Source organism: Streptomyces sp. NPDC046925, from assembly GCF_040644915.1.
In the GTDB taxonomy this organism is placed as follows: domain Bacteria; phylum Actinomycetota; class Actinomycetes; order Streptomycetales; family Streptomycetaceae; genus Streptomyces.
Genome location: NZ_JBEYWZ010000002.1, coordinates 1,265,740 through 1,285,795, shown reverse-complemented (window position 1 = coordinate 1,285,795; position 20,056 = coordinate 1,265,740). Strand labels below are relative to the sequence as shown.

The following is a 20,056-nucleotide window of genomic DNA, read 5'->3' as shown; positions in this document are numbered from 1 at the left end:
TAGGTTCACAGCCCGTTCGCGTTCTGCGGCGGCCAGCCTCTCCCACATCCCGGAGCAGACCATGAGCACCCCTGCCCGACGCGCCGCCGGCCAGGCCGCGACGCCACAAGCCGCCGAGTCCCCCGGCGGCATGCGCCGCATCGCGTCGGCCAGCTTCATCGGTACGGCGATCGAGTTCTACGACTACTACATCTACGGAACCGCCGCCGCCCTCGTCCTCAACGAAGCGTTCTTCCCCGACCTCTCGCCTACCGCGGGCACCCTGGCCACCCTGTCGACCTTCGCGGTCGGATTCGCGGCCCGCCCCCTCGGCGCGGCGATCTTCGGCCACTACGGCGACCGTGTCGGCCGCAAGACGGTACTCGTGGTCTCCCTCCTGATGATGGGCCTGTCCACCGGCCTCATCGGACTGCTGCCCGGCTACGACACACTGGGCGTCGCGGCTCCGGTCCTGCTCGTGCTGCTGCGGGTGGTCCAGGGCCTCGGCCTGGGCGGCGAATGGGGCGGCGCGGCACTGCTCGCCGTCGAACACGCCCCCAAGGACAAGCGCGGCCTGTACGCGGCCGCTCCCCAAATGGGCTCGCCCGCGGGCTACTTCGCGGCGACGGTCACCTTTCTGCTGATGTCCGCGGTGCTCGACGACGACGCGTTCGACAGCTGGGGCTGGCGCATACCGTTCCTGCTGTCCTTCGTCCTGGTCGCCGTCGGTCTCGTCATCCGGCTGAAGGTGGCCGAGACCCCTGCCTTCGCGAAGGTCATGGACGAGCGCGAGACCGCCAAGGCACCCCTCGTCGAAGCGTTCCGCCGGCACCCCCGGGAGATGTTCCTCGGCGCGGGCATGATCACTGTGGTGTACGTGATGTTCTACACGGCGGCCACCTACTGCATGACGTACACGACCGGCACCCTCGACATCCCCAAGAACGACATGCTCGCCCTCACCCTCGTCGCCGTCGTCGTGCTCGGCCTCTCCACCTTCTTCGTGGCCCGCTGGTCGGACCGGGTCGGCCGCCGCCGCCTCATCATCGGGGGCGCCGCGTTCGGCGTGGTCTGGGGCGCGGTCCTCTTCCCGCTCCTCGACACCGGCAACTACGTCCTGATCGCCGTCGCACTGAGCGGCGCCCTGCTCTGCATGGGCATCATCTACGGCCCGGCCGGTGCCTACCTGCCCGAACTCTTCGGCACGAAGATGCGGTACTCCGGCGCCGGCTTCTCGTACAACCTCGGGGGAGTGCTCGGCGGCGCGGCGGCTCCGCTGATCGTGACCGCCCTCGCCGAGACCTACAGTCCGGCGGTCGGGGGCTGGTTCATGAGCGGCATGGCCCTGCTCTCGCTGCTCTGTGTGCTCGCGCTGCCGGAGACCAGGGAACGGGACCTCGACCACGTGTAGGGCACGTGCGGTGATCGGCGACCGGTCGGTGCGGCCTCCAGCGGCCGGGCCGGCCCGGCCGTCACCGGTCGTCGAGGGTGATGCTGACGGTGATGCTCTTGCCGCCCGTCTCCTGGCGCGCCTCGAAACGCCGGGCGACGGCCAGCACGATCTCAAGCCCGTGCTGCCCCACCCGGCCCGTGTCGGCGGCGCGGGCGCCGGGCAGCTCGGGACCGGAGTCCCGCACCGCCACCTCGACCGCCCCGGCGCTGATCCGCAGGTTCACCAGGACGGGGCCGGGGGCGTACTTGAGGGAGTTGGTCACCAACTCGCTGACGACCAGCTGCGTCAGATCCGTGGCACGCCGCGAGACCGCAACGCCGTGATCGGTCCGCATCCGCAGGAGGAAGCCCGCGGCCAGCCGCCGCGCCCGGGCGATGCAGGTGCTGGTTCCGTCGAGCTCGAAGGCGAACTCCGTGGCCGCCGCGTTCCCGGCACGGTCCGGCGCCGGTTCCTCCGGCGGCTCGCCGTCGTCACGCATGGCCTGGCTCGCAGATCATTCGCCCCATGTACCCGTTCCCGATCGTGCCGGCGATTCCCTGCCCGCGATGACGGCCCGATGTGTCTCTTCCGTGCGTCCTGTCCGAACTGCCGGGCATCGTGCGTACGTTACCGTCGGCACAACACACGAGGCCCCGGATGTGCAAGCATCATCTGCATGGCTGAGGAACGCATGGCTGGCAGCGAACGAGCCCAGCAGACCGAAGACTTCTCGGTCGTGTCGACGCCGCTCGACGACGTCACGGTTCTGACGCTCTCGGGTGAAATGGACATGGACACCAGTGCCCTCGTACAGCAGGCACTCGAAGCCGCCGAGGCGCCCGGCGCCCGCGTCGTCGTCGACCTGCGCCGGGTCTCCTTCATAGATTCCAGCGGCATCAACGTCTTCATCGCGGGCCACCGGGCGTTGAGCCGGGTCGGCGGCCTGCTGCGTCTCGCGGGGCCCGCGGAGTCCGTGAGCCGGACGCTGGAGATCGTCGGCATCGACACCCTCATCGACATCTGCCCCACACTCGACGCGGCCCTCGACGGGTGACCCCTCCCCGACCCCCTCGTCGGCCCGGCCGCTCATGATCAGTGCAGATCCGCGGCGAGCAGCGCGATGTCGTCGTCCTTGCCCCTGCCGAACCGGTCCAGGAGGTGGTCGCTGAGGTCCTGCAGCCCGGCAGGTCCGGCCGCGGCCGCCGCCATGAAGGCGTCGAGCGTCGCGTTCAGCGACGTGTTGCGCACCTCGACCAGGCCGTCGGTGACGAGCAGCAGCCGGGTGCCCGGTGGTGTGCCCAGGGTCGTCGGGGCCGGGTGGGGCGCACGCAGTCCCAGTATCGGTCCGTGCGGAGTGTGGAAGCGCGCGCTGCCGTCCGGGCCGATGACGAGCGGCGGGATATGACCGGCGTTGGCGACCTGCAGACGCCGTCCGCCGGGCTCGACGAGGACCAGGCAGAGGGTGGCGGTCACGGTCGGCTGCGAGTGGGCCAGGAGGGTTTCGAGGTGGCCCAGCACCTGCTGCGGCGGGTGCCCTTCAATGGCGTAGGCGCGCAGCGCGTGGCGCAACTCGCCCATCACGGTGGCCGCCCCGAGCGAGTGGCCGAGCACATCTCCTATCGCCAGGAGCAGCCCGTTTGCGGTGGGGATCGCCTCGTAGAAGTCGCCCCCGATCTCCGCGTTCTCGGAGGCGGGCAGATAGCGGAAGGCCAAGTCGACGCCGTCGACGACGGGCAGGTCGCTCGGCAGGAAGGAGCGTTGCAGGGCCAGGGCGAGCGTGTGCTCCTCGTTGTAGGTTCTCAGCGCCTCCAGGGCCAGCGCGCAGGCGTGGGCCAGCTGTTGGAGAAGATGCTCGTCATCCGTTCCGGTGAGTGCGTCGGCGGGGACGGCGAGGCAGACAGGGGGGCGTCCGCGCTTGGTCCTCGCCACCGCCACGGCGATGTTCCCGCCGAAGTGGCGCGCGCTCAGCAACGTCTGCCACTGTCCCCGCGGGATCCGGGCGACCGTCGCGCCGGTCCCGTCGCCCAGGCTCTGCTGGAGCAGCCGGTCGAGTACGTCCGGCCGTGCCACGTACGTCCGGGTCGTGGCGGCCGGTCCTTCGCTCGTGCTGTGGACCGCCTGCCCTTCGGGCGAGAGGAAGACCGCGCTGGCCGGCGACGACAGCAGCCGGGCGGTGCCCCCGGTGGCCGCGGAGGCGAACGAATGGAACCCGACGGCGCTGTAGACGGACATGGTCGCTTCGTTGAGGGTGAGGAGCTGCCCTGCGAGTTGCTCGGCCCGGTGCCGTGCCCGGGTGTAGCGCAGCGTGGCCGTGACCGTGGCGAGCAACTCGCCGGGGTCGAGAGGCTGGTTGAGATAGGCGTCCGCGCCCCGTCGAAGCCCCTCGGCGTGATCCTCCGGGCTGACGGCCGACGCGGAGATGTGGATGACGGGCAGGGCGGCCGTGCGGGCGTCGCTCTTGATCTTCTCGCTCAGCTCGAAGCCGCTCATGTCCGGCAGCCGCACGTCCACGATGGCGATCTCCGGCAAGGGGCCGTGTGCCGCGGCCAGATGGTCGAGGCCCTTGGCCGCGTTCTCCGCGCCGATCACGAGGTGCCCCGCGCGCTCCAGCCAGCTGGTCAGGAGATACAGATTGGTCTCGCTGTCCTCGACGACCAGGATGGTGGCGGGAGCGGTGTCCCGCGCGTTGTCGGTCATGGTGCGCCTCCGCCGGTTTCCTGGCCGGGGCCGTCCGGCTCGTGCACCGGGACGCACACCTCCACGCGTGTGCCCGCCCCGGGAGTGCTGGAGAGTGTGAGGGTGCCCCCGAGGAGTTCGGTGAGGGTGCGGGCGTAGGGCAGCCCGAGTCCGGTTCCCGCGTGCCCGCTCTGGTGGGGCCCCCGGACCTGGTAGAACTCCTCGAAGACCCGGCCCAGTTCCGCGGCCGGGATGCCGACTCCCGTGTCGGTGATCGTGACGCGCAGCGACGGCGCCGACCGGTCCTCGCTCACGTCGACCACGTCGACGTCCAGCCGCACTTCACCCTCGTCGGTGAACTTGCAGGCGTTGGACATCAGGTTGCGCAGGACCTGCGTGAGGAGCTTCTCGTCCGTGATCACCGTGGGGAGTTCCTTGAGCTCCGGGGTGACCAGGGGGACGCCCTTGTCTCCGTAGGTGCCCTCGAAAGTGGCGCTCAGCTGCGACACGAGCAGCCGCAGGTCGACCGGGGCGCGCCGGACGTCGAGCAGACCCGATTCGGCCTTGACGACGTCCAGCAGATCGCCGACGAGGGACAGGACCGTCTGCCCCGACGCCTCGATCAGCGTGATCTGCTGCCGCTGCTCGCGCGACACAGGCTCCGAACCGGGGTCGAGCAACAAGCGGGCCAGCGCGACGACGGAATTGATGGGTGCGCGCAGTTCATGGCTGATGTTGGTCCAGAACCGCGTCTTCGCCTCGCTGGCCTCCCGGATCTGCCGGGACTTGTCGTCCAGCTCCGAATGCAGGGCGAGCACACCGGTGTTGGTGGTCTCGAGCTCCTTGGTGAGCTCCGAATAGAGGGCGAGCACCCCTTGGTTGGTCTCCTCAAGCTCCTTGTTGAGGCGGAGCAGTTCTTCGCGCTGGGCTCGCGTCTCCTCCAGTGTCGCGATCAGGTCGCGCGTCTGCGCCCTGAGGAAGTCGGCCTCCGTGGTGGGACCTGCCTGACCCAGGGCCCGGGCCAGGCACTCGTCCATGGCGGTGACCGTGAGCCGGTTGGGCGGCAGCGGCTGGCGGATGGTGACCCGGCCGCGTGTGCCGTGCTGCTCGTACGCGATCACGACGAGCCGGGAGACGAGTTGCAGGGTCGCCGGGGCCGGCTCCGTGCCACCGGTCCATTCGAGCGTCACGACGAGCGTGGGCCGCTCGCCGGACTCGGAACGGAAGGAGACGGTGCTCGCGCCGCAGCCCAGCCGCTCCCGGCCCAGCTCGCTGAGCGCGGTGGCAAGACGGACCTGGTCCTGATGGTCCAGGCCCAGTGCCGAGGCGGCCCGCTGCGCACCCCGTCTGAGCCGGAACACGTCCTGCGCCGAGGCGAGACCGAGAGAAGCCGCCGTGCGCAGCTCGGAGGCCGCGTCGGCGACACCGGTGCCGGGCGCCCGTCGGGGAGAGTCAGCAGGCACGTGGGTCCCGCCTTTCGCTGGTCACCAAACCCCCTTGACCACCACCACGCTGGCATCGTCCCGGCGTACCCCGGCTTCACGCAACAGCTGCCCGGCGATGACGAGCGGCGAGTGGTGCAGAAGTCCGGACAGAGCCGTGTGATCCCATCGCTCGGTGAGTCCGTCGGAATGCATGGTCAGGGCGCCGCCTTCGGGCAGCGTTTCCTCGAAGGTCCGCAGGCGGCGCATGTTCGCGCCGACGATGCCGGGCACCGAGAGGAGAGCCTTGCGGGAGGCATGATCGACGAGGAAGCCGCTGATGTTGCCGATGCCGCAGTACTGGACCCGCCCCGCCGCCGGGTCGATCCGGGCAACCGCCGCCGCGCCGCCGCGTGTTCCCCGCAGAGCACGGTGGATGGCTCTCATGACTCCTTCCGGATCGGTGGCGGTGGTGGAATGGAACGCCTCCACGGCCGCCGCGCTGGCGCGGGCCGCCAGCGGGCCGTGCCCCAGGCCGTCGCACACCATGACGAGAACGGCGGGGCGGTCGGGGCCCGTTCCGCCGGCCGTGACGTCGTCGAGTCGGGCGCTCCAGGCGTCACCGCAGGTCATCTCACCGCTGATGGGCCGTGTCAGACCGGATACACGCTGGCTCCCGGCCGCCCGGGCCGGCGTCACTCCCTCCTCGTCCGCCTGGCGGGACCAGAACTGTGCCGCCATGACCGTCCCCTTGCCGGGCACGGAGTGGACGTCGAAATGATCGGCCAGCCTGGCCACGGCTCCGAGCCCGATGCCGAGTGTGCCGGTGCTCGACGCTCCGTCCGCCAGCGCGGCGGACACGTCGACCATGCCGGGCCCCGAGTCGACGGTGACGAACTCGACCGCGGCCTCGTCGTCCGTGTGCAAGGTCCGCAGCAGCAGCGCACCGTCCGTGGCATGCCGCTGGATGTTGGTGGCGGCCTCGGTGACGGCCAGGCCGACCTCCGCGGCTCGATGGGTGTCGAGACCGACCCGCCGGGCCAGCGCGGCCGCCGCTCCGCGCGCCGAGGTGGACAGGGAAGGGCCGTCCCGGAACCAGCTCATGTCCCTGCTGGCCAGTATGGTCCGGGTGTTCACCGGGCCCACTTGATGATGGTGACCGTGGTGCCCACGCCGACCTCCGATGTCAGGTCGAACTCGTCGACGAGGCGGCGGGCGCCACTGAGTCCGAGGCCCAGCCCGCCGCCCGAGGTCCAGCCGTCCGTCATCGCGAGACCTACGTCCTCGATACCCGGCCCGCTGTCCTCGAAAAGCGCGGCAATTCCCCGGCGGCCGTCCTTTTCGACGAGCCCCGCCCTGACGACGCCGCCGCCCCCGTACACGAGGGTGTTGCGCGCAAGTTCGCTCGCTGCCGTGATCATCTTCGTCTGATCCACGAGCGAGAGCCGGCACTGCTGCGCCAGGACGCGGATGGTCTGCCTGATGCCGACGACATCCCTGTTGTGTGTGATGGAGTAGACCTGCGGCGCCTCACCAGGCAGCCAGGGCGCGTTCACGCCTCGTCCGCAGAGGAGGAGCGCCGCAGCCGCGCCAGTCCCTTTTCCAGGTCCAGAGCCGTGCGCACGCCGCCCAGCGAGAGTCCGAGTTCGACGAGCGTGATGGCGACGGCGGGCCGCATCCCGACCACCACGGTCTCGGCGTCGAGCATGCGGGAGATGTCCGCGATCGTCGCCAGCATGCGCCCGACGAAGGAGTCGACGATCTCCAGCGCCGTGATGTCGATGATGACACCCCGCGCGGAGCGGTTCACGATCTGCTCGGCCAGGTCCTCCTGCAACTGCAGGACCGTCTGGTCCTCCAGGTCGAACTGGATGGACACCACGAGCACTTCGCCGATCCGCAGGATCGGCACCCGTTCGGTCACAGCTGACCGGCCTTACGGGCGACCATCTCGACGCCCGACCTCTTCAGGGCCAGCTTGAGCGCGTCCGCGAGGCTCGCCTTGGTGACGATGCCCTCGAACTCGATGCCGAGGGCCACGATCGTCTGCGCGATCTGCGGACGGATGCCGGAGACGGTGCATTCGGCGCCCATGAGGCGGGCCGCGACGATGGTCTTCAGGAGATGCTGGGCCACCTGCGTGTCCACCGCCGGTACGCCGGTGATGTCGATGATGGCCTGCTCGGAACCGGTGTCCACCAAGGCCTGGAGCAGCTTCTCCATGACGACCTGGGTCCGCGCGGAGTCCAGCGTGCCCACCAGGGGCACGGCGATGACGCCGTCCCACAGCCGCACCACGGGGGTGGACAGCTCCATCAACTGCTCGGCCTGCGCGGAGATGAGCTCCTCACGGGTCCGGGTGTACGTCTCGATCGTGAACAGGCCGAGCCCGTCCAGTACGCGGCTGAGGCGTCCGAAGGCGCGGATCTCGTCGGCGGAACCGTCCTGGAGCACGGGTTCGAGGACCTGTTTCAGCGCGAAGACGCTCACCGCCGTCTCCGTGGGGGAGAAGCCCTGCCGTGCCCGGTTCCTCGACAGCTCCGTCAAGAGGGCTCGTACCTCCGACATCTGTTCCCCGTGCACGTCGGCTGCCCCCTGGGTCAGCGCCTGCACCAGCGCCTCGTGCAACTCGCCCAGCTCACGGCCCAGTTCGGCAGCACTCACGCGGCCCTTCAGCGTGCCGAGTACCTGCTGCACCCATCCCCCAGCCACGTCACGGCCCTTGACCGACAGCAACCCCACCAGCTCGCCCGCACTGCCCTGTTCAGCCACGTGACTACTCCCCATTTTTAGTCATATCCGACCTAGCGCCGCAGCGTACGGCACGGTGCTGCGGCGAGTGTCCCGATCCGGGGAAGCTCACCGATCCGGGTTCCGCCGTCTCTGCCGTCTGTTACGGCGTGATGTATTGACACGGCCCGGGGGGTGGGGCCAGCATCACTTCCACGTTAATTAACTATCTAGTGCGTTAACTACAGCACGTGCCGGGTGCGCACCGCTCGCCACCCGTACCGGCGCCCCCTCCACGGCGCCCACCCCCGTCCCCCGCTGCCCGTCGAAACCCCCACCCGGCCGGGCCGCTCTCCACCGAGGAGTTCACGTGTCCGCTCACCCGCAGGACGACCGGGCCCCGGCCGTGCCGCCACGGGGCAGGCCGCGCAAGGCCGCCTTCGCCGCCTGGATCGGCAGCGCCCTGGAGTACTACGACTTCTTCATCTACGGCAGCGCCGCCGCCCTGGTCTTCCCCAAGGTCTTCTTCGACCCGGACGACCCGGCCACCGCCACCCTGATCTCGCTCGCGACCTTCGGCGTCGCCTACGCCGCCCGCCCCCTGGGGGCGCTCGTCCTCGGCCACTTCGGCGACCGGCTCGGCCGCCGAAAGATCATGGTCTGGACGCTCGTCCTGATGGGGCTCTCCACCTTCCTCATCGGCTGTCTGCCCACGTACGCGCAGGTCGGCACCGTCGCTCCGGTGCTGCTCGTGCTGATGCGGGTTTTCCAGGGCCTGTCCGCGGCAGGCGAGCAGGCCAGCGCCAACGCGATGACCCTCGAGCATGCGCCCGAACACCGGCGCGGCTACTACACGAGCTTCACCCTCAACGGGACCCAGGCCGGCCAGCTCCTGGCGACCCTGGTGTTCCTGCCGGTCGCCGCGCTCCCCGACGAGCAGCTCTACAGCTGGGGCTGGCGCATTCCCTTCCTGCTGAGCGCCCTCGTCGCCGTCGCCGGATACGTCATCCGCCGCACCCTGGAGGAGACCCCCGTCTTCCAGCAGGTGTCGGCCGACCAGAAGGTCGCGAAGATGCCCCTTGCCGAACTGCTCAGGGACCACTGGGCCGACGTGCTGCGGGTGGTCGCGGCGGCACTGATCGCGACGGTCAGCACGATCTTCTCCGTCTGGGCCCTCTCGTACGCCACCAGTGACGCGGTCGGCCTCGACAAGACGGGCATGCTCTGGGTCGCGGGCAGCGCCAACGCCGTGGCCCTGCTCGCCATCCCGCTCTGGGCCAGGCTCTCGGACCGGATCGGCCGCAAGCCCGTCTTCCTCGTCGGCGCGCTCGGCAGCGGAGTGATGATCTTCGTCTACCTGTGGGCGATCTCCACCGGCAGCTACCCGCTGGTCTTCGTCACCGGAGTGCTCCTCTTCGGCGTCGTCTACAGCGCGGCCAACGGCATCTGGCCCTCCTTCTACGGCGAGATGTTCCCCGCCAGGGTCCGGCTCTCCGGCATGGCCGTCGGCACCCAGATCGGGTTCGCCGTCGCCGGCTTCGCGGTGACCTTCGCGGCGCAGATCGCGGGCCCGGACGGCGACAACTGGCTCGGCGTCGCCATCTTCACCGCCGTGTTCTGCGCGATCTGCGCGATCGCCGTGGCCACGGGGCGCGAGACGCACCGCGTGCCCACGGCCGGACTCGGGCTGCGCGGCGACGGGACGACGACGCCGGCGAAGGCGCCGGAGGCGGCGGCCCTCTGAAGCCACCGAAGCCCCCCGAACGGTCGCGCGGAGCGCGACATCGTGACCCACAGCGCCACGCCGACCCACAGGAACACTTGATGACCTCGTACCTCACCGGCCTGATCGGCTCCGGTATCGGACCCTCCCTGAGCCCCGCCCTGCACGAACGGGAGGCGGACCGGCACGGTGTGCGCCTCGTCTACCGCACCCTCGACATCGACGTGCTGGGCGTGGCGCCCGAGGCCGTCGGCGAACTGCTGCACGCCGCGCGCCGTTTCGGCTTCGACGGGCTGAACATCACCCACCCCTGCAAGCAGTTGGTCATCGAGCACTTGGACGAGCTCGCCCCCGAGGCGGCCCGGCTCGGCGCCGTGAACACCGTCGTCTTCAGGGGCGGTCGCGCCATCGGGCACAACACCGACGCCACCGGCTTCGCCCAGTCCTTCGCCCGCGGCCTCGCCGACGCGCCGACCGGTGACGTCGTGCAGCTCGGGGCGGGTGGGGCGGGCGCCGCCGTGGCGCACGCCCTGCTCAACCTCGGTGTCGACCGCGTCACCCTGGTCGACACCGATCAGGGCCGGTCCGCCGCCCTCGCCGCGGCGCTGGCCGCGCGCTTCGGGGAAGGGCGTGCGGTGTCCGCCGCGAGCGGTGCGATCGCCCGGTGCCTCGCCGCCGCGGACGGCCTGGTCCATGCCACACCAACCGGCATGGCCGCCCATCCCGGCCTGCCCCTGCCGGTCGCGCTGCTCAGGCCGGATCTCTGGGTGGCCGAGGTCGTCTACCGGCCCCTGGAGACCGAGCTGTTGCGCGAGGCGCGCGCCGTCGGCTGCCGCACCCTCGACGGCGGCGGCATGGCCGTCTTCCAGGCGGCCGACGCCTTCCGGCTCTTCACCGGACTCGAACCGCACACCGGACCGATGCTGGCCGACTTCGGCGACCTCGCCGCCTTTCCGGCCTGAGGCCGGCCCTGCGCTGCCTCGCCGGCCCGGCGGCGCCGGGTCAGGCCGGTACCGGGTCAGGCCGGTACCGGCCTGGCGGGCTCCGCTCTGGCTGCGGCCGGCCCGACGGCATCCGCTCCGGCCGGCTCCCGCCCTCCCTGCGTGAGGACATCCGGCTCTGCCCTTGCCGGTCTGGCGGTGTTGGGTTCGGCCGGTACCGGTTTGGCGGGCTCCGCTCTGGCCGTGGTCGGCGCGGCGGCATCCCGCCCGACTGGCTTACGCCCTCCCGGCTCCCGCTCTCTTGGCCCGTCGCCCGACGGCATACGCCCCGACCGTGGGACATCCCGTCCGACCGCTCCCACCCTCCCAGCTCCCGCCCTCCCCGGAGCCCGTCGCCCGACCGCATCCGCTCCGGCCACCCCCCTACCTGACGATTCCGGCCCGACCGAAGGACACCATGCGTAAATCCATCGCCACCGTCTCGCTCAGCGGCCCGCTCTCCGAGAAACTCATCGCCATCGCCACCGCCGGGTTCGACGGTGTGGAGATCTTTGAGAATGATCTTCTCGGCGGTCCGCTCAGTCCCGAAGAGGTACGGCTGCGCTGTGCCGATCTGGGCCTTGGCATCGACCTCTACCAGCCGTTCCGTGACTTCGAGGCCGTCCCCGCCGACGTCCTCGCCCGCAATCTGCGGCGCGCGGAACGCAAGTTCGCCGTGATGGAGCGGCTGGGCGCCGACCTGCTCCTCGTCTGCTCCAGCGTCGCCCCCGACGCGGTAAACGACGACGAACTCGCCGCCGAGCAGCTGCGTCTGCTCGCCGACCGGGCGGCGGACCACGGCATCCGTATCGCCTACGAGGCGCTGGCCTGGGGCCGGCACGTCAGCACGTACGACCATGCGTGGCGGATCGTCGAGCAGGCGGACCATCCGGCCCTGGGCACCTGCCTCGACAGCTTCCACATCCTCTCCCGCGGATCCGACCCCAAAGGCATCGCGGACATCCCCGGCGAGAAGATCTTCTTCCTGCAACTGGCGGACGCGCCGCTGATGGCGATGGACGTCCTCCAGTGGAGCAGGCACTACCGCTGCTTCCCCGGCCAGGGCGGGTTCGACCTCGCCCCCCTGGTCGCGGCCACGGTACGGGCCGGATACCAAGGGCCCCTGTCGCTCGAAGTGTTCAACGACGTCTTCCGCCAGGCGGGCGCGGCCTCCACCGCCGTCGACGCGCTCCGCTCGCTGCTCCTGCTCGAGGAGTCGGCCGGCCTGTCCGCGCTGCCCGCCGCCCCCGTGCCCTCCGGCTTCGCGTTCGCCGAGCTGACCGCCGCCGACACCGAACCGCTGCGCGCCGTACTGAGCGCCCTGGGCTTCGCCCACACCGCGCGGCACACCTGGAAGCCGGTCGAGCTGTGGGAGCAGGGGGAGGCCCGGATTCTGCTCAACACCGGTGTCAGCGGCCGCCGTCAGGATCCGGCGCTCACCGCGATCGGCGTGGAGACCTCCGGCCCGGACGAAGCCGCACGGCGGGCCGAGGCGGTACTCGCGCCTGTGGTGCCGCGCCGCCGGGCCCCGCGCGACGCCCCGCTGGACGCCGTCGCCGCACCCGACGGCACCGAGGTCTTCTTCTGCCGCACCGGACAGCCCGAACACCCCAGCTGGACCGGCGACTTCACCCGTATACCACCGCGCACCCCGCCGGGGGAGCATGCACAACCGGCCGGGACCGTCCGGCACATCGACCACATCGCGCTCACCCAGCCCTGGCACCAGTTCGACGAGGCATCGCTGTTCCACCGGGGCGTGCTCGGCCTGGAGGCGGACGACAGCCTCGACCTGGCCGACCCCTACGGACTCGTGCGCAGCCGGGCCGTCGCGTCGCCCGACGGCGGTGTGCGCATCGTCCTCAACGTCGCGCCCGCGCCGGACGCCGACGGCACCCGCCTCCAGCACATCGCGCTCGCCACGGACGACATCGTCGGCGCCGCCCGGCGCCTGAAGGAACAGGGCGCGAGACTCCTGCCGATCTCCGCCAACTACTACGACGACCTCGACGCCCGCCACGCCCTGGATCCGCGGCGTCTTGCCGTCCTCGCGGACCTCGGGATCCTCTACGACCGGGACGCGAACGGCGAGTTTCTCCACTGCTACACCGCCACGGTCGGGCGGGTCTTCTTCGAGCTGGTGCAGCGGACCGGCGGCTATCGGGGATACGGGGCGTCGAACGCGGCCGTACGGCTCGCAGCCCAGCATCTTCACCAGCCATGGCCCGCACTAGACTGACCGGCCGGAGAGTCCGCCCTGAGGAGCTGCATGGCCGCCGCCGTACCCCAGCCGTCCCCGCCCGCCAAGCGCACCAGGGACGCGGCCCGTACGCAGGGCGAGATCCTCGACGTGGCCACCGAGGAGTTCGCCCGCATGGGATACGCGGGGGCCAGGGTGGACGAGATCGCCGCCCGCATGCGCACCACGAAGCGGATGATCTACTACTACTTCGGCAGCAAGGACCAGCTGTTCACCGCGGTCCTGGAGCGGGCGTACAAGGTCATCCGGGACGAGGAGCAAAAGCTCGACGTCGGACATCTGGACCCGGTGTCCGCCATCCGCCGCCTGGCCGAGCTGACCTTCGACCACCACGAGGCACACCCGGACTTCATCCGCCTCGTCAGCATCGAGAACATCCACGAGGCGCAGCACATCGCCGCCTCCGAGAGCCTCGGTTCACTCAGCTCCCCGGCGATCGACGTCATCGCCTCCATCCTCGAAGCCGGACGTGAGCAGGGCGTGTTCACGGCCGACGTGGACGCCGTCGACCTGCACGCGATGATCAGCTCCTTCTGCTTCTTCCGGGTCTCCAACCGGCAGACGTTCCGCGCGCTCTTCGGCCGCGACCTCACCGAGTCGGCGCGCCGCGAGCACTACCGGACGATGCTGGGAGACATGGTCATCTCCTACCTGACGTCCCCTGCCTGACCTCTCCCGCCTGATCCCGCCTCATCCCGCCTGATCCCGGCCGCTCCCGCCTGCCGTCTGGTTCCGCGTCGGCACCACCAGCACCTCGGTACCGGCCGCGCGCACCGCCCGCACCTGCTCCGGCGCGAGGCCGTCGTCCACGACCAGCAGATCGAAGTCGGTCAGCGGGGCAAGCGAATACAGCCCGTCCTTGCAGAACTTGGTGTGGTCCGCGACCAGCACCCGGCGCGCGGCGCACTCCATCATCGCCCGCTTGACCTGCACCGTCTCCGGTGACGTGTGGTAGCAGCGGCCGTTGGTGACGGCCGTCGTCGACATGAAGAGGACATCGGCCCTGAAGGCGCGGACCGCGTCCGCGGTGTGCAGGCCCATGAACGCGTCGTACGCCGGGAAGTACGCGCCGCCCAGCGTGATCAGCGAGATGCCGGGTTCCTTCGCGAGCGTGGTGACGGCCGGCAGCGAGTTGGTGATGACCGTCAGCGGGGTGTGCTCGGTGGCCTGGTGCGCGAGCAGCAGACAGGTCGTGCTGTCGTCGAGCAGCACCGTCTGACCCGGCACCAGGAGCGTCGCGGCGGCCCGCGCGAGGAGCTGCTTGGTCTGCGCCATCGTTGCCATGCGCTCCGCGAAACCGCCGTGGAACTGCGCCGAGGGAAGCCCGGTCGCGCCCCCGCGTACCTTCCGCAGCCACCCCTGGGCCTGCAGTGCGTCCAGGTCGCGGTGCGCGGTCATCAGACTGACGCCGAACTCCCCGGCGAGGTCCGCGGTGCGCACGAAGCCGCGCCCGACGACGGCCTCGCGCATCTGGCGCCGCCGCTCCTCCTGGGCCTCGACCCGGTCCATCGCAGCGCTCCCTCCGGTGTCCGTGCCCCGTGCTGTACGCGGCACGTGTGTGAACTCGCCGCGTTATGTTCCCACGGATGTAACGCGGCTCTCCCGTGGAGGACGGCGTCCACGAGCGGCCGCGGTCCGATCGAACACGGCAGGTCGCCGCCCTGATGGGAAGATTCCGGCCGCCATTGACTCGCCTTTGAGGCCACCTGTTCCATCGGCTCGTCCGTCCCTCCTGCCCCCGCCGCAGAAAGGGGAGCGTCGATGCCGACACCCCCGCCCTCTCCGCCGCGTTCACTGATCACACGCCTGGGCATTCCGCCGACCCTCGCATGGGGGTACCTCGGGCTGCTCCTCTTCATGATCGGAGACGGGGTCGAGTCCGGCTATCTCTCGCCGTACCTGATCGACGAGGGCATCTCGCAGCCGCGGGTCGCGCTGCTCTTCACCGTCTACGGCGCCGCGGCGGCCGTCGCCGCCTGGCTCTCCGGGGTGCTGTCCGATCTGTGGGGCCCGCGCCGCGTCATGTGGACCGGCCTGGGTATCTGGGGCGTCTTCCAGCTCCTCTTCCTCGTCCTCGCGATCCCCATGACCAGCTATCCGCTGATGATGCTCGGGTACGGCCTGCGCGGCCTGGGCTATCCGCTGTTCGCCTACGGGTTCCTGGTGTGGATCGCCTCGGTCGCGCCGCGCGCCCGGCTCGGCACGGCCATGGGCTGGTTCTGGTTCGCCTTCACCGGCGGTCTGCCCACCCTCGGCTCCCTGGTCGCCAGCGGGCTCATCCCGCGGATCGGCGCGTACGCCACGCTGTGGTCGGCGCTGGCCCTGGTGACCGCGGGCGGGCTCATCGCCCTGCTTCTCGTCCGTGACGAGCGGGGCGCCAAGCAGCCGCGCGGCGCGGGAGAGGGGCCGCTCGCCACACTGCTCGGCAGCGTCACCGTCCTGTGGCGCAATCCCCGGGTCGGCGCCGGATCGCTCGCGCGGGTCATCAACACGGCCTCGCAGTTCGGCTTCTTCGTGATCATGCCGATCCACTTCACGAAGACGGTCGGCTTCAGCCTCACCGAGTGGCTGCACCTGCTGAGCGCGATGTTCGCGACCAACATCTTCGCCAACCTGCTGTTCGGCGTGGTGGGGGACCGGTTCGGCTGGCGCAGGACCATCGCCTGGTGCGGCGGCGCCGGTTGCACCGTCAGCACCTTGCTGCTCTTCTACGTCCCGGACGCGGCGGGCGACAACTTCCCCCTCGCCCTGGCGGCCGCCGCCCTCTACGGCGCTACGCTGGCCGGATATGTACCGCTTTCGGCATTGGTGCCCTCGCTGGAACCGCGGCACAAGGGGCAGGCGCTCGCCGCGCTCAACCTGGGCGCGGGAGCCAGCACCTTCGTGGGTCCCGCGATCGTCGCCGCCTTCGTCGGACCGCTCGGCGTCACGGGGGTGGTCTGGATTTTCGCGGGGATGCATGCGGTGAGCACCGTGCTCGCGCTCTTCCTCAGGCTGCCGGACGTGCCGGATGACGCGGGCACGGCGGAGAAGGTCAGTGCCTCGCCGGGCGCCGCGCCCGCCTCCGCATCGGCCCCGGCGTGACCTCGACGTGCTTCCGACGCGCTTCCGACATGAAAGGACTTGGCCCGTGTCCGTACTGACCATCGACGTCGGCACCACCATGATCAAGTCGGTCGTCTTCGACGACCAGGGCACGGAGATCGCCGTCTCCCGGCTGGCCACCGAGGTCCTGCGGCCCCACCCCGGCTGGGCGGAGCAGGACATGGACGCCGTCTGGAACGCCGTCGTCCACACCGTCCGCGGCGCCCTGTCCGGCCTCGACGACCCGGTCTGGCTGGTGTCCTTCACCGCCCAGGGCGACGGCGCCTGGCTCGTCGACGCCGACGGCCGCCCCACGGGACCCGCGATCCTGTGGTCCGACGGCCGCGCGGGTGACCTGCTCGCCGACTGGCAGCGCGAGGGCGTCCTCGAAGCGGCCTTCCGCCGCAACGGCTCGCTGACCTGTGCCGGCATGCCCAATGCCCTCTTCAGCTGGCTCGCCGCCCACGATCCGGACCGCCTTGCGCGCTCCCGCACCTCGCTCACCGCCGCGGGCTGGCTCTTCCTGTGCCTGACCGGGGTCCGCGCCTGCGACGAGTCGGACGCGTCGGCGCCCTTCCTCGACCACACCACCGGCGACTACGACCCGCGGATCCTCGACCTGTTCGGCCTGAGCGCCTACCACCGCCTCCTGCCCACCGTCCTCGGGGAGTCGGAGCGCATCGCCGAGATCACCGGGGAGGCCGCGGCCCAACTGGGCCTGCCGGCCGGGCTGCCGGTCGTGATGTCGCCGTACGACATCGCCGCCACCGCCCGCGGCGTCGGCGTGGTCAACCCCGGCCAGGCGTGCAGCATCCTCGGCACCACCCTGTGCACGGAGATCGTCCGCACGGACGTGGACACCAGTGGCGAACCCTCGGGCATCAACATCGCCTACCGCGGCCGCGAACGGGTCCTCCGCGCCTTCCCGACCCTCAACGGCGCCGAGGTGCTCGGCTGGTCCGCGCAGATGCTCGGCCTCGCCGGGCCGCCGGAACTCGCGCGCCTCGCCTTCGAGTCGGAGCCCGGCGCCCGTGGCCTGCTGTTCCTGCCCTACCTCTCCCCGGCGGGCGAACGCGCGCCGTTCCTCGACCCGCACGCCCGCGGCTCCTTCTGGGGCATGTCCCTCGAGCACACGCGCGCCGACCTGGCCCGCGCCGTCTTCGACGGACTCTCGCTGGTCCTGCGCGACTCGCTCGCAGCGGCCCGTACGGAGGTGAGCGAGCTGCGGCTGTGCGGCGGGGGCGCCAACAGCGACGCGTGGTGCGCGCTGATCGCCGATGCGACGGGCGTGCCGACCGCCCGCTCCGGCGACACCGAACTGGGCGCCAAGGGAGCCTTCCTCACCGGCCTCGTCCGCACCGGCGCCGAAAGCAGCATGCACACGGCCGCCGCCAAGTACGTCCGCATGCAGCGCGGTTGGGAACCCGACCCGGAACGCGCGCAGTTCTACTCCGCCCTGTACGAGGACTTCACCGACCGGCGGGCCCTCGCGCGCGAAGCCGGTTGGCGCGGCAACGCGGTCTGGCGGGGGACAAGCGCCCCGGGCCCGGAAGCGACCCCGTACGACGGCGACGGTATCCGCACGACGCCGGGAGGCACCCATGTCTGAGACCCGCTCCGCCGACCGCCCGCCCGAATCCCTCGACGGCATCTGGCTGGGCCTCGACCTCGGCACCCAGAGCGCACGCTGTGTCGCCGTCGACGGCACCGGACAGCTTCTGGCCGCCGCCTCCCGGCCGCTGACCAGCCACCGCGACGGCGTACGGCACGAACAGGACCCCGAGCAGTGGTGGAGCGCCCTGGCCGCCGCCTGCCGCGAGGCCCTGAGCGGACTCGACGCGGGCCGCGTCCGCGGGCTCGCGATCGACGGCACCTCCGGGACGATCCTGCTCGCCGACGCGGCGGGGCGCCCGCTCACCCCCGGCCTGATGTACGACGACGGGCGCGCCGCCGATCAGGCGGTCACCGTCAACGAGGCGGGCGGGGAGGTCTGGCGGGACCTCGGCTACCGCAGCATGCAGCCGTCCTGGGCGCTGCCGAAACTGCGCCGGCTCCTGGACCACCACCCTGCGGCGGCCACCGCGGGCGTCCGGCTGCTGCACCAGGTCGACCTGATCACCTGGCGGCTCGCCGGGCATCAGGTGGCCGCCGACGCAAGCCACGCCCTCAAGACCGGCTATCACCTCGTCGAGGAGCGCTGGCCGCACAAGGTCATGGCCGAACTCGGCGTCCCCGAAGACATGTTGCCCGACGTCGTACGCCCCGGCAGCGTCCTCGGCACCGTATGCGCCGCGGCCGCGCAAGCCACCGGCATCCCCGAGGGCACCACCCTCGTCGCCGGAATGACCGACGGCTGCGCCGCCCAGATCGGCGCCGGAGCCCTGGAACCGGGCGCCTGGAACGCGGTGCTCGGCACCACCCTCGTCCTCAAGGGCACCAGCACGCACCTGGTCCGCGACCCGGAGGGCGTCGTGTACTGCCACCGCGGCCCCGGCGACACCTGGCTGCCGGGCGGCGCGTCGAGCAGCGGCGCGGGAGTCGTCTCCCGGTACTTCCACGGCGAGGATCTGGAAGCGCTCACCCGGGAGGCCGCCGCGCTCGACCCGGACGCGGTTGCCTACCCCCTGGTCTCCACCGGCGGCGAACGCTTCCCCTTCCGCGCCCCGGAAGCCGAACCCTTCATCCTCGGCGAAGTCCCCTCCCGCGCGGCCGAGTTCCACGCGTACCTGCTCGGCGTCGCCTGTCTGGAACGCCTCTGCCTCGACTATCTCGACCACCTCGGCGCCCCCGTCGACGGCCCGCTCACCCTCACCGGCGGCGGCGCCCGCAACCGCTACTGGTGCCGGCTGCGGGCCGAGGTCCTCGGGCGTCCCGTACGCCTGCCGGAACAGGCAGAGGGCGCCGTCGGCATGGCGGTCCTCGCCGCCACCTCCGGTGGCGCGAGCCTCCAGGAAGCAGCCGCCGCCATGGTCAGGGCAGGCGAGGAGATCCGCCCGTCACCTGCCCGCACCGCCCGCTACCTCCCCCTCTACCTCCGCTTCACCGACGAACTCACCCGCCGCGGCTGGCTCAGCCGGGCCGTGGCCGATCACGCCCGCAGGAGGGCAGCCCAGTGACCGACTTCATCCTCGTACGCCACGGCGAAACCGTCTGGCACGCGGAGAACCGCTACGCGGGACGCACCGATGTGCCCCTCACCGACCTCGGCCGCGGGCAGGCCGCCGCGCTCGCCGAGTGGGCCGCCACCGCGGGGCTCAGCGCGGTCTGGAGCTCCCCGCTCTCCCGGGCCCGGCTCACCGCCGAGCCCGCCGCCGCGGCCTGTGGGCTGCCCGCGCGCGTCGACGAGCGCCTGAGCGAACTCGACTTCGGCCGGGGCGACGGACTGACCAGGGACGAGATGCGCGAGCAGTTCCCGGAGGAGCTCGCGGCCTTCCTCGACGACCCGGTCGACCACCATCTGCCCGGCGGCGAGGACCCCCGCAAGGCCGCCGCACGCGCCGCGGACTGCCTGGCCGGGATCGCCCGGCAGGAGCCGCACGGCAGGGTCCTCCTGGTCGCCCACTCCACCCTCGTACGCGTCCTGCTCTGCCACCTCCTGGGCATCCCGCTCGGCGACTACCGCCGGGTCTTCCCGCAACTGTTCAACGGCGCCCTCACGGAGATCCGGGTCGAGGACGGCCACACCGCGCTGCTGCGGCTCAACGCCCCCGCGACGACCCACACCTCCGCCTGCCACTGACCCGGCTGCCACCGACCGGCCACCCGCACCGC

18 protein-coding genes are annotated in these 20,056 nt (G+C 71.4%); 10 read left to right on the top strand and 8 right to left on the bottom strand.

What is annotated here, in order from left to right; genetic code table 11:
- Positions 1-61: 61 nt before the first annotated feature.
- A complete protein-coding gene (locus ABZ906_RS12340; RefSeq protein WP_361380917.1) occupies positions 62-1,390 on the top strand; it encodes an MFS transporter in 1,329 nt (442 codons plus the stop codon).
- 61 nt (positions 1,391-1,451) lie between these two features.
- Here the strand turns inward: ABZ906_RS12340 and ABZ906_RS12335 are convergent, their stop codons facing one another.
- Positions 1,452-1,910: an ATP-binding protein gene (locus ABZ906_RS12335; RefSeq protein ID WP_361183215.1), complete on the bottom strand. Its 459-nt coding sequence runs from the start codon at positions 1,908-1,910 to the stop codon at positions 1,452-1,454.
- A gap of 177 nt (positions 1,911-2,087) precedes the next feature.
- Here ABZ906_RS12335 and ABZ906_RS12330 point away from each other — a divergent pair, with 177 nt between their 5' ends.
- Positions 2,088-2,465 (top strand): STAS domain-containing protein, encoded by a 378-nt coding sequence (locus ABZ906_RS12330; protein ID WP_361183214.1) that lies wholly within the window; start codon positions 2,088-2,090, stop codon positions 2,463-2,465.
- Between the two features lie 38 nt (positions 2,466-2,503).
- Here ABZ906_RS12330 and ABZ906_RS12325 read toward each other — a convergent pair whose 3' ends face one another.
- The 6 genes from ABZ906_RS12325 to ABZ906_RS12300 all read right to left on the bottom strand — a co-directional run bounded on the left by ABZ906_RS12325 (position 2,504) and on the right by ABZ906_RS12300 (position 8,280).
- A complete protein-coding gene (locus ABZ906_RS12325) occupies positions 2,504-4,108 on the bottom strand; it encodes a fused response regulator/phosphatase (RefSeq protein ID WP_361380914.1) in 1,605 nt (534 codons plus the stop codon).
- Positions 4,105-5,490, bottom strand: coding sequence for a sensor histidine kinase (locus ABZ906_RS12320; RefSeq protein ID WP_361381443.1), 1,386 nt, complete (start codon positions 5,488-5,490; stop codon positions 4,105-4,107). The genes ABZ906_RS12325 and ABZ906_RS12320 overlap by 4 nt, the downstream gene beginning before the upstream one ends.
- A gap of 81 nt (positions 5,491-5,571) precedes the next feature.
- Entirely contained in the window at positions 5,572-6,654 is a 1,083-nt protein-coding gene (locus tag ABZ906_RS12315) for an ATP-binding SpoIIE family protein phosphatase (protein ID WP_361380911.1), read from the bottom strand.
- Entirely contained in the window at positions 6,642-7,049 is a 408-nt protein-coding gene (locus ABZ906_RS12310; RefSeq protein ID WP_361183554.1) for an ATP-binding protein, read from the bottom strand. The genes ABZ906_RS12315 and ABZ906_RS12310 overlap by 13 nt, the downstream gene beginning before the upstream one ends.
- 11 nt (positions 7,050-7,060) lie before the next feature.
- The gene (locus tag ABZ906_RS12305) at positions 7,061-7,432 is read right to left on the bottom strand and encodes an STAS domain-containing protein (RefSeq protein ID WP_361183208.1); all 372 of its coding nucleotides are present in this window, start codon (positions 7,430-7,432) and stop codon (positions 7,061-7,063) included.
- A complete protein-coding gene (locus tag ABZ906_RS12300; protein WP_361380908.1) occupies positions 7,429-8,280 on the bottom strand; it encodes an STAS domain-containing protein in 852 nt (283 codons plus the stop codon). The genes ABZ906_RS12305 and ABZ906_RS12300 overlap by 4 nt, the downstream gene beginning before the upstream one ends.
- Positions 8,281-8,608: 328 nt before the next feature.
- Here ABZ906_RS12300 and ABZ906_RS12295 point away from each other — a divergent pair, with 328 nt between their 5' ends.
- The 4 genes from ABZ906_RS12295 (at position 8,609) to ABZ906_RS12280 (ending at position 13,870) form a co-directional block, all read left to right on the top strand.
- Complete coding sequence (locus ABZ906_RS12295) at positions 8,609-9,982, top strand: MFS transporter (protein WP_361380905.1); 1,374 nt, start codon at positions 8,609-8,611, stop codon at positions 9,980-9,982.
- Between the two features lie 80 nt (positions 9,983-10,062).
- Positions 10,063-10,923 carry a shikimate dehydrogenase gene (locus ABZ906_RS12290; protein WP_361380902.1) on the top strand — a complete coding sequence of 287 codons (861 nt, stop codon included), beginning with the start codon at positions 10,063-10,065 and terminating at the stop codon, positions 10,921-10,923.
- 436 nt (positions 10,924-11,359) lie between these two features.
- Positions 11,360-13,180 (top strand): TIM barrel protein, encoded by a 1,821-nt coding sequence (locus ABZ906_RS12285; protein WP_361380899.1) that lies wholly within the window; start codon positions 11,360-11,362, stop codon positions 13,178-13,180.
- Between the two features lie 30 nt (positions 13,181-13,210).
- Positions 13,211-13,870 carry a TetR/AcrR family transcriptional regulator gene (locus ABZ906_RS12280; RefSeq protein WP_361183201.1) on the top strand — a complete coding sequence of 220 codons (660 nt, stop codon included), beginning with the start codon at positions 13,211-13,213 and terminating at the stop codon, positions 13,868-13,870.
- Between the two features lie 21 nt (positions 13,871-13,891).
- Here the strand turns inward: ABZ906_RS12280 and ABZ906_RS12275 are convergent, their stop codons facing one another.
- A complete protein-coding gene (locus ABZ906_RS12275; protein ID WP_361183199.1) occupies positions 13,892-14,710 on the bottom strand; it encodes a DeoR/GlpR family DNA-binding transcription regulator in 819 nt (272 codons plus the stop codon).
- Between the two features lie 252 nt (positions 14,711-14,962).
- Between ABZ906_RS12275 and ABZ906_RS12270 the strand changes: the two genes are divergently transcribed.
- Genes ABZ906_RS12270 through ABZ906_RS12255 form a run of 4 tightly spaced genes read left to right on the top strand, consistent with a single transcriptional unit; the run spans position 14,963 to position 20,024 of the window.
- Positions 14,963-16,285 (top strand): MFS transporter, encoded by a 1,323-nt coding sequence (locus ABZ906_RS12270; protein ID WP_361380897.1) that lies wholly within the window; start codon positions 14,963-14,965, stop codon positions 16,283-16,285.
- A 46-nt stretch (positions 16,286-16,331) separates the two neighbouring features.
- Complete coding sequence (locus ABZ906_RS12265) at positions 16,332-17,894, top strand: FGGY-family carbohydrate kinase (protein WP_361380894.1); 1,563 nt, start codon at positions 16,332-16,334, stop codon at positions 17,892-17,894.
- Positions 17,887-19,401: an FGGY family carbohydrate kinase gene (locus ABZ906_RS12260; RefSeq protein WP_361380891.1), complete on the top strand. Its 1,515-nt coding sequence runs from the start codon at positions 17,887-17,889 to the stop codon at positions 19,399-19,401. The genes ABZ906_RS12265 and ABZ906_RS12260 overlap by 8 nt, the downstream gene beginning before the upstream one ends.
- Entirely contained in the window at positions 19,398-20,024 is a 627-nt protein-coding gene (locus ABZ906_RS12255) for a histidine phosphatase family protein (protein WP_361183192.1), read from the top strand. Before ABZ906_RS12260 ends, ABZ906_RS12255 begins: the two co-directional genes overlap by 4 nt.
- Positions 20,025-20,056: the final 32 nt, after the last annotated feature.

Coding starts and splice junctions, on each gene's coding strand:
- ABZ906_RS12340 (WP_361380917.1), top strand. CDS start 62: ATGAGCACCCCTGCCCGACGCGCCGCCGGCCAGGCCGCGACGCCACAA.
- ABZ906_RS12335 (WP_361183215.1), bottom strand. CDS start 1,910: ATGCGTGACGACGGCGAGCCGCCGGAGGAACCGGCGCCGGACCGTGCC.
- ABZ906_RS12330 (WP_361183214.1), top strand. CDS start 2,088: ATGGCTGAGGAACGCATGGCTGGCAGCGAACGAGCCCAGCAGACCGAA.
- ABZ906_RS12325 (WP_361380914.1), bottom strand. CDS start 4,108: ATGACCGACAACGCGCGGGACACCGCTCCCGCCACCATCCTGGTCGTC.
- ABZ906_RS12290 (WP_361380902.1), top strand. CDS start 10,063: ATGACCTCGTACCTCACCGGCCTGATCGGCTCCGGTATCGGACCCTCC.
- ABZ906_RS12285 (WP_361380899.1), top strand. CDS start 11,360: ATGCGTAAATCCATCGCCACCGTCTCGCTCAGCGGCCCGCTCTCCGAG.
- ABZ906_RS12280 (WP_361183201.1), top strand. CDS start 13,211: ATGGCCGCCGCCGTACCCCAGCCGTCCCCGCCCGCCAAGCGCACCAGG.
- ABZ906_RS12275 (WP_361183199.1), bottom strand. CDS start 14,710: ATGGACCGGGTCGAGGCCCAGGAGGAGCGGCGGCGCCAGATGCGCGAG.
- ABZ906_RS12270 (WP_361380897.1), top strand. CDS start 14,963: ATGCCGACACCCCCGCCCTCTCCGCCGCGTTCACTGATCACACGCCTG.
- ABZ906_RS12260 (WP_361380891.1), top strand. CDS start 17,887: ATGTCTGAGACCCGCTCCGCCGACCGCCCGCCCGAATCCCTCGACGGC.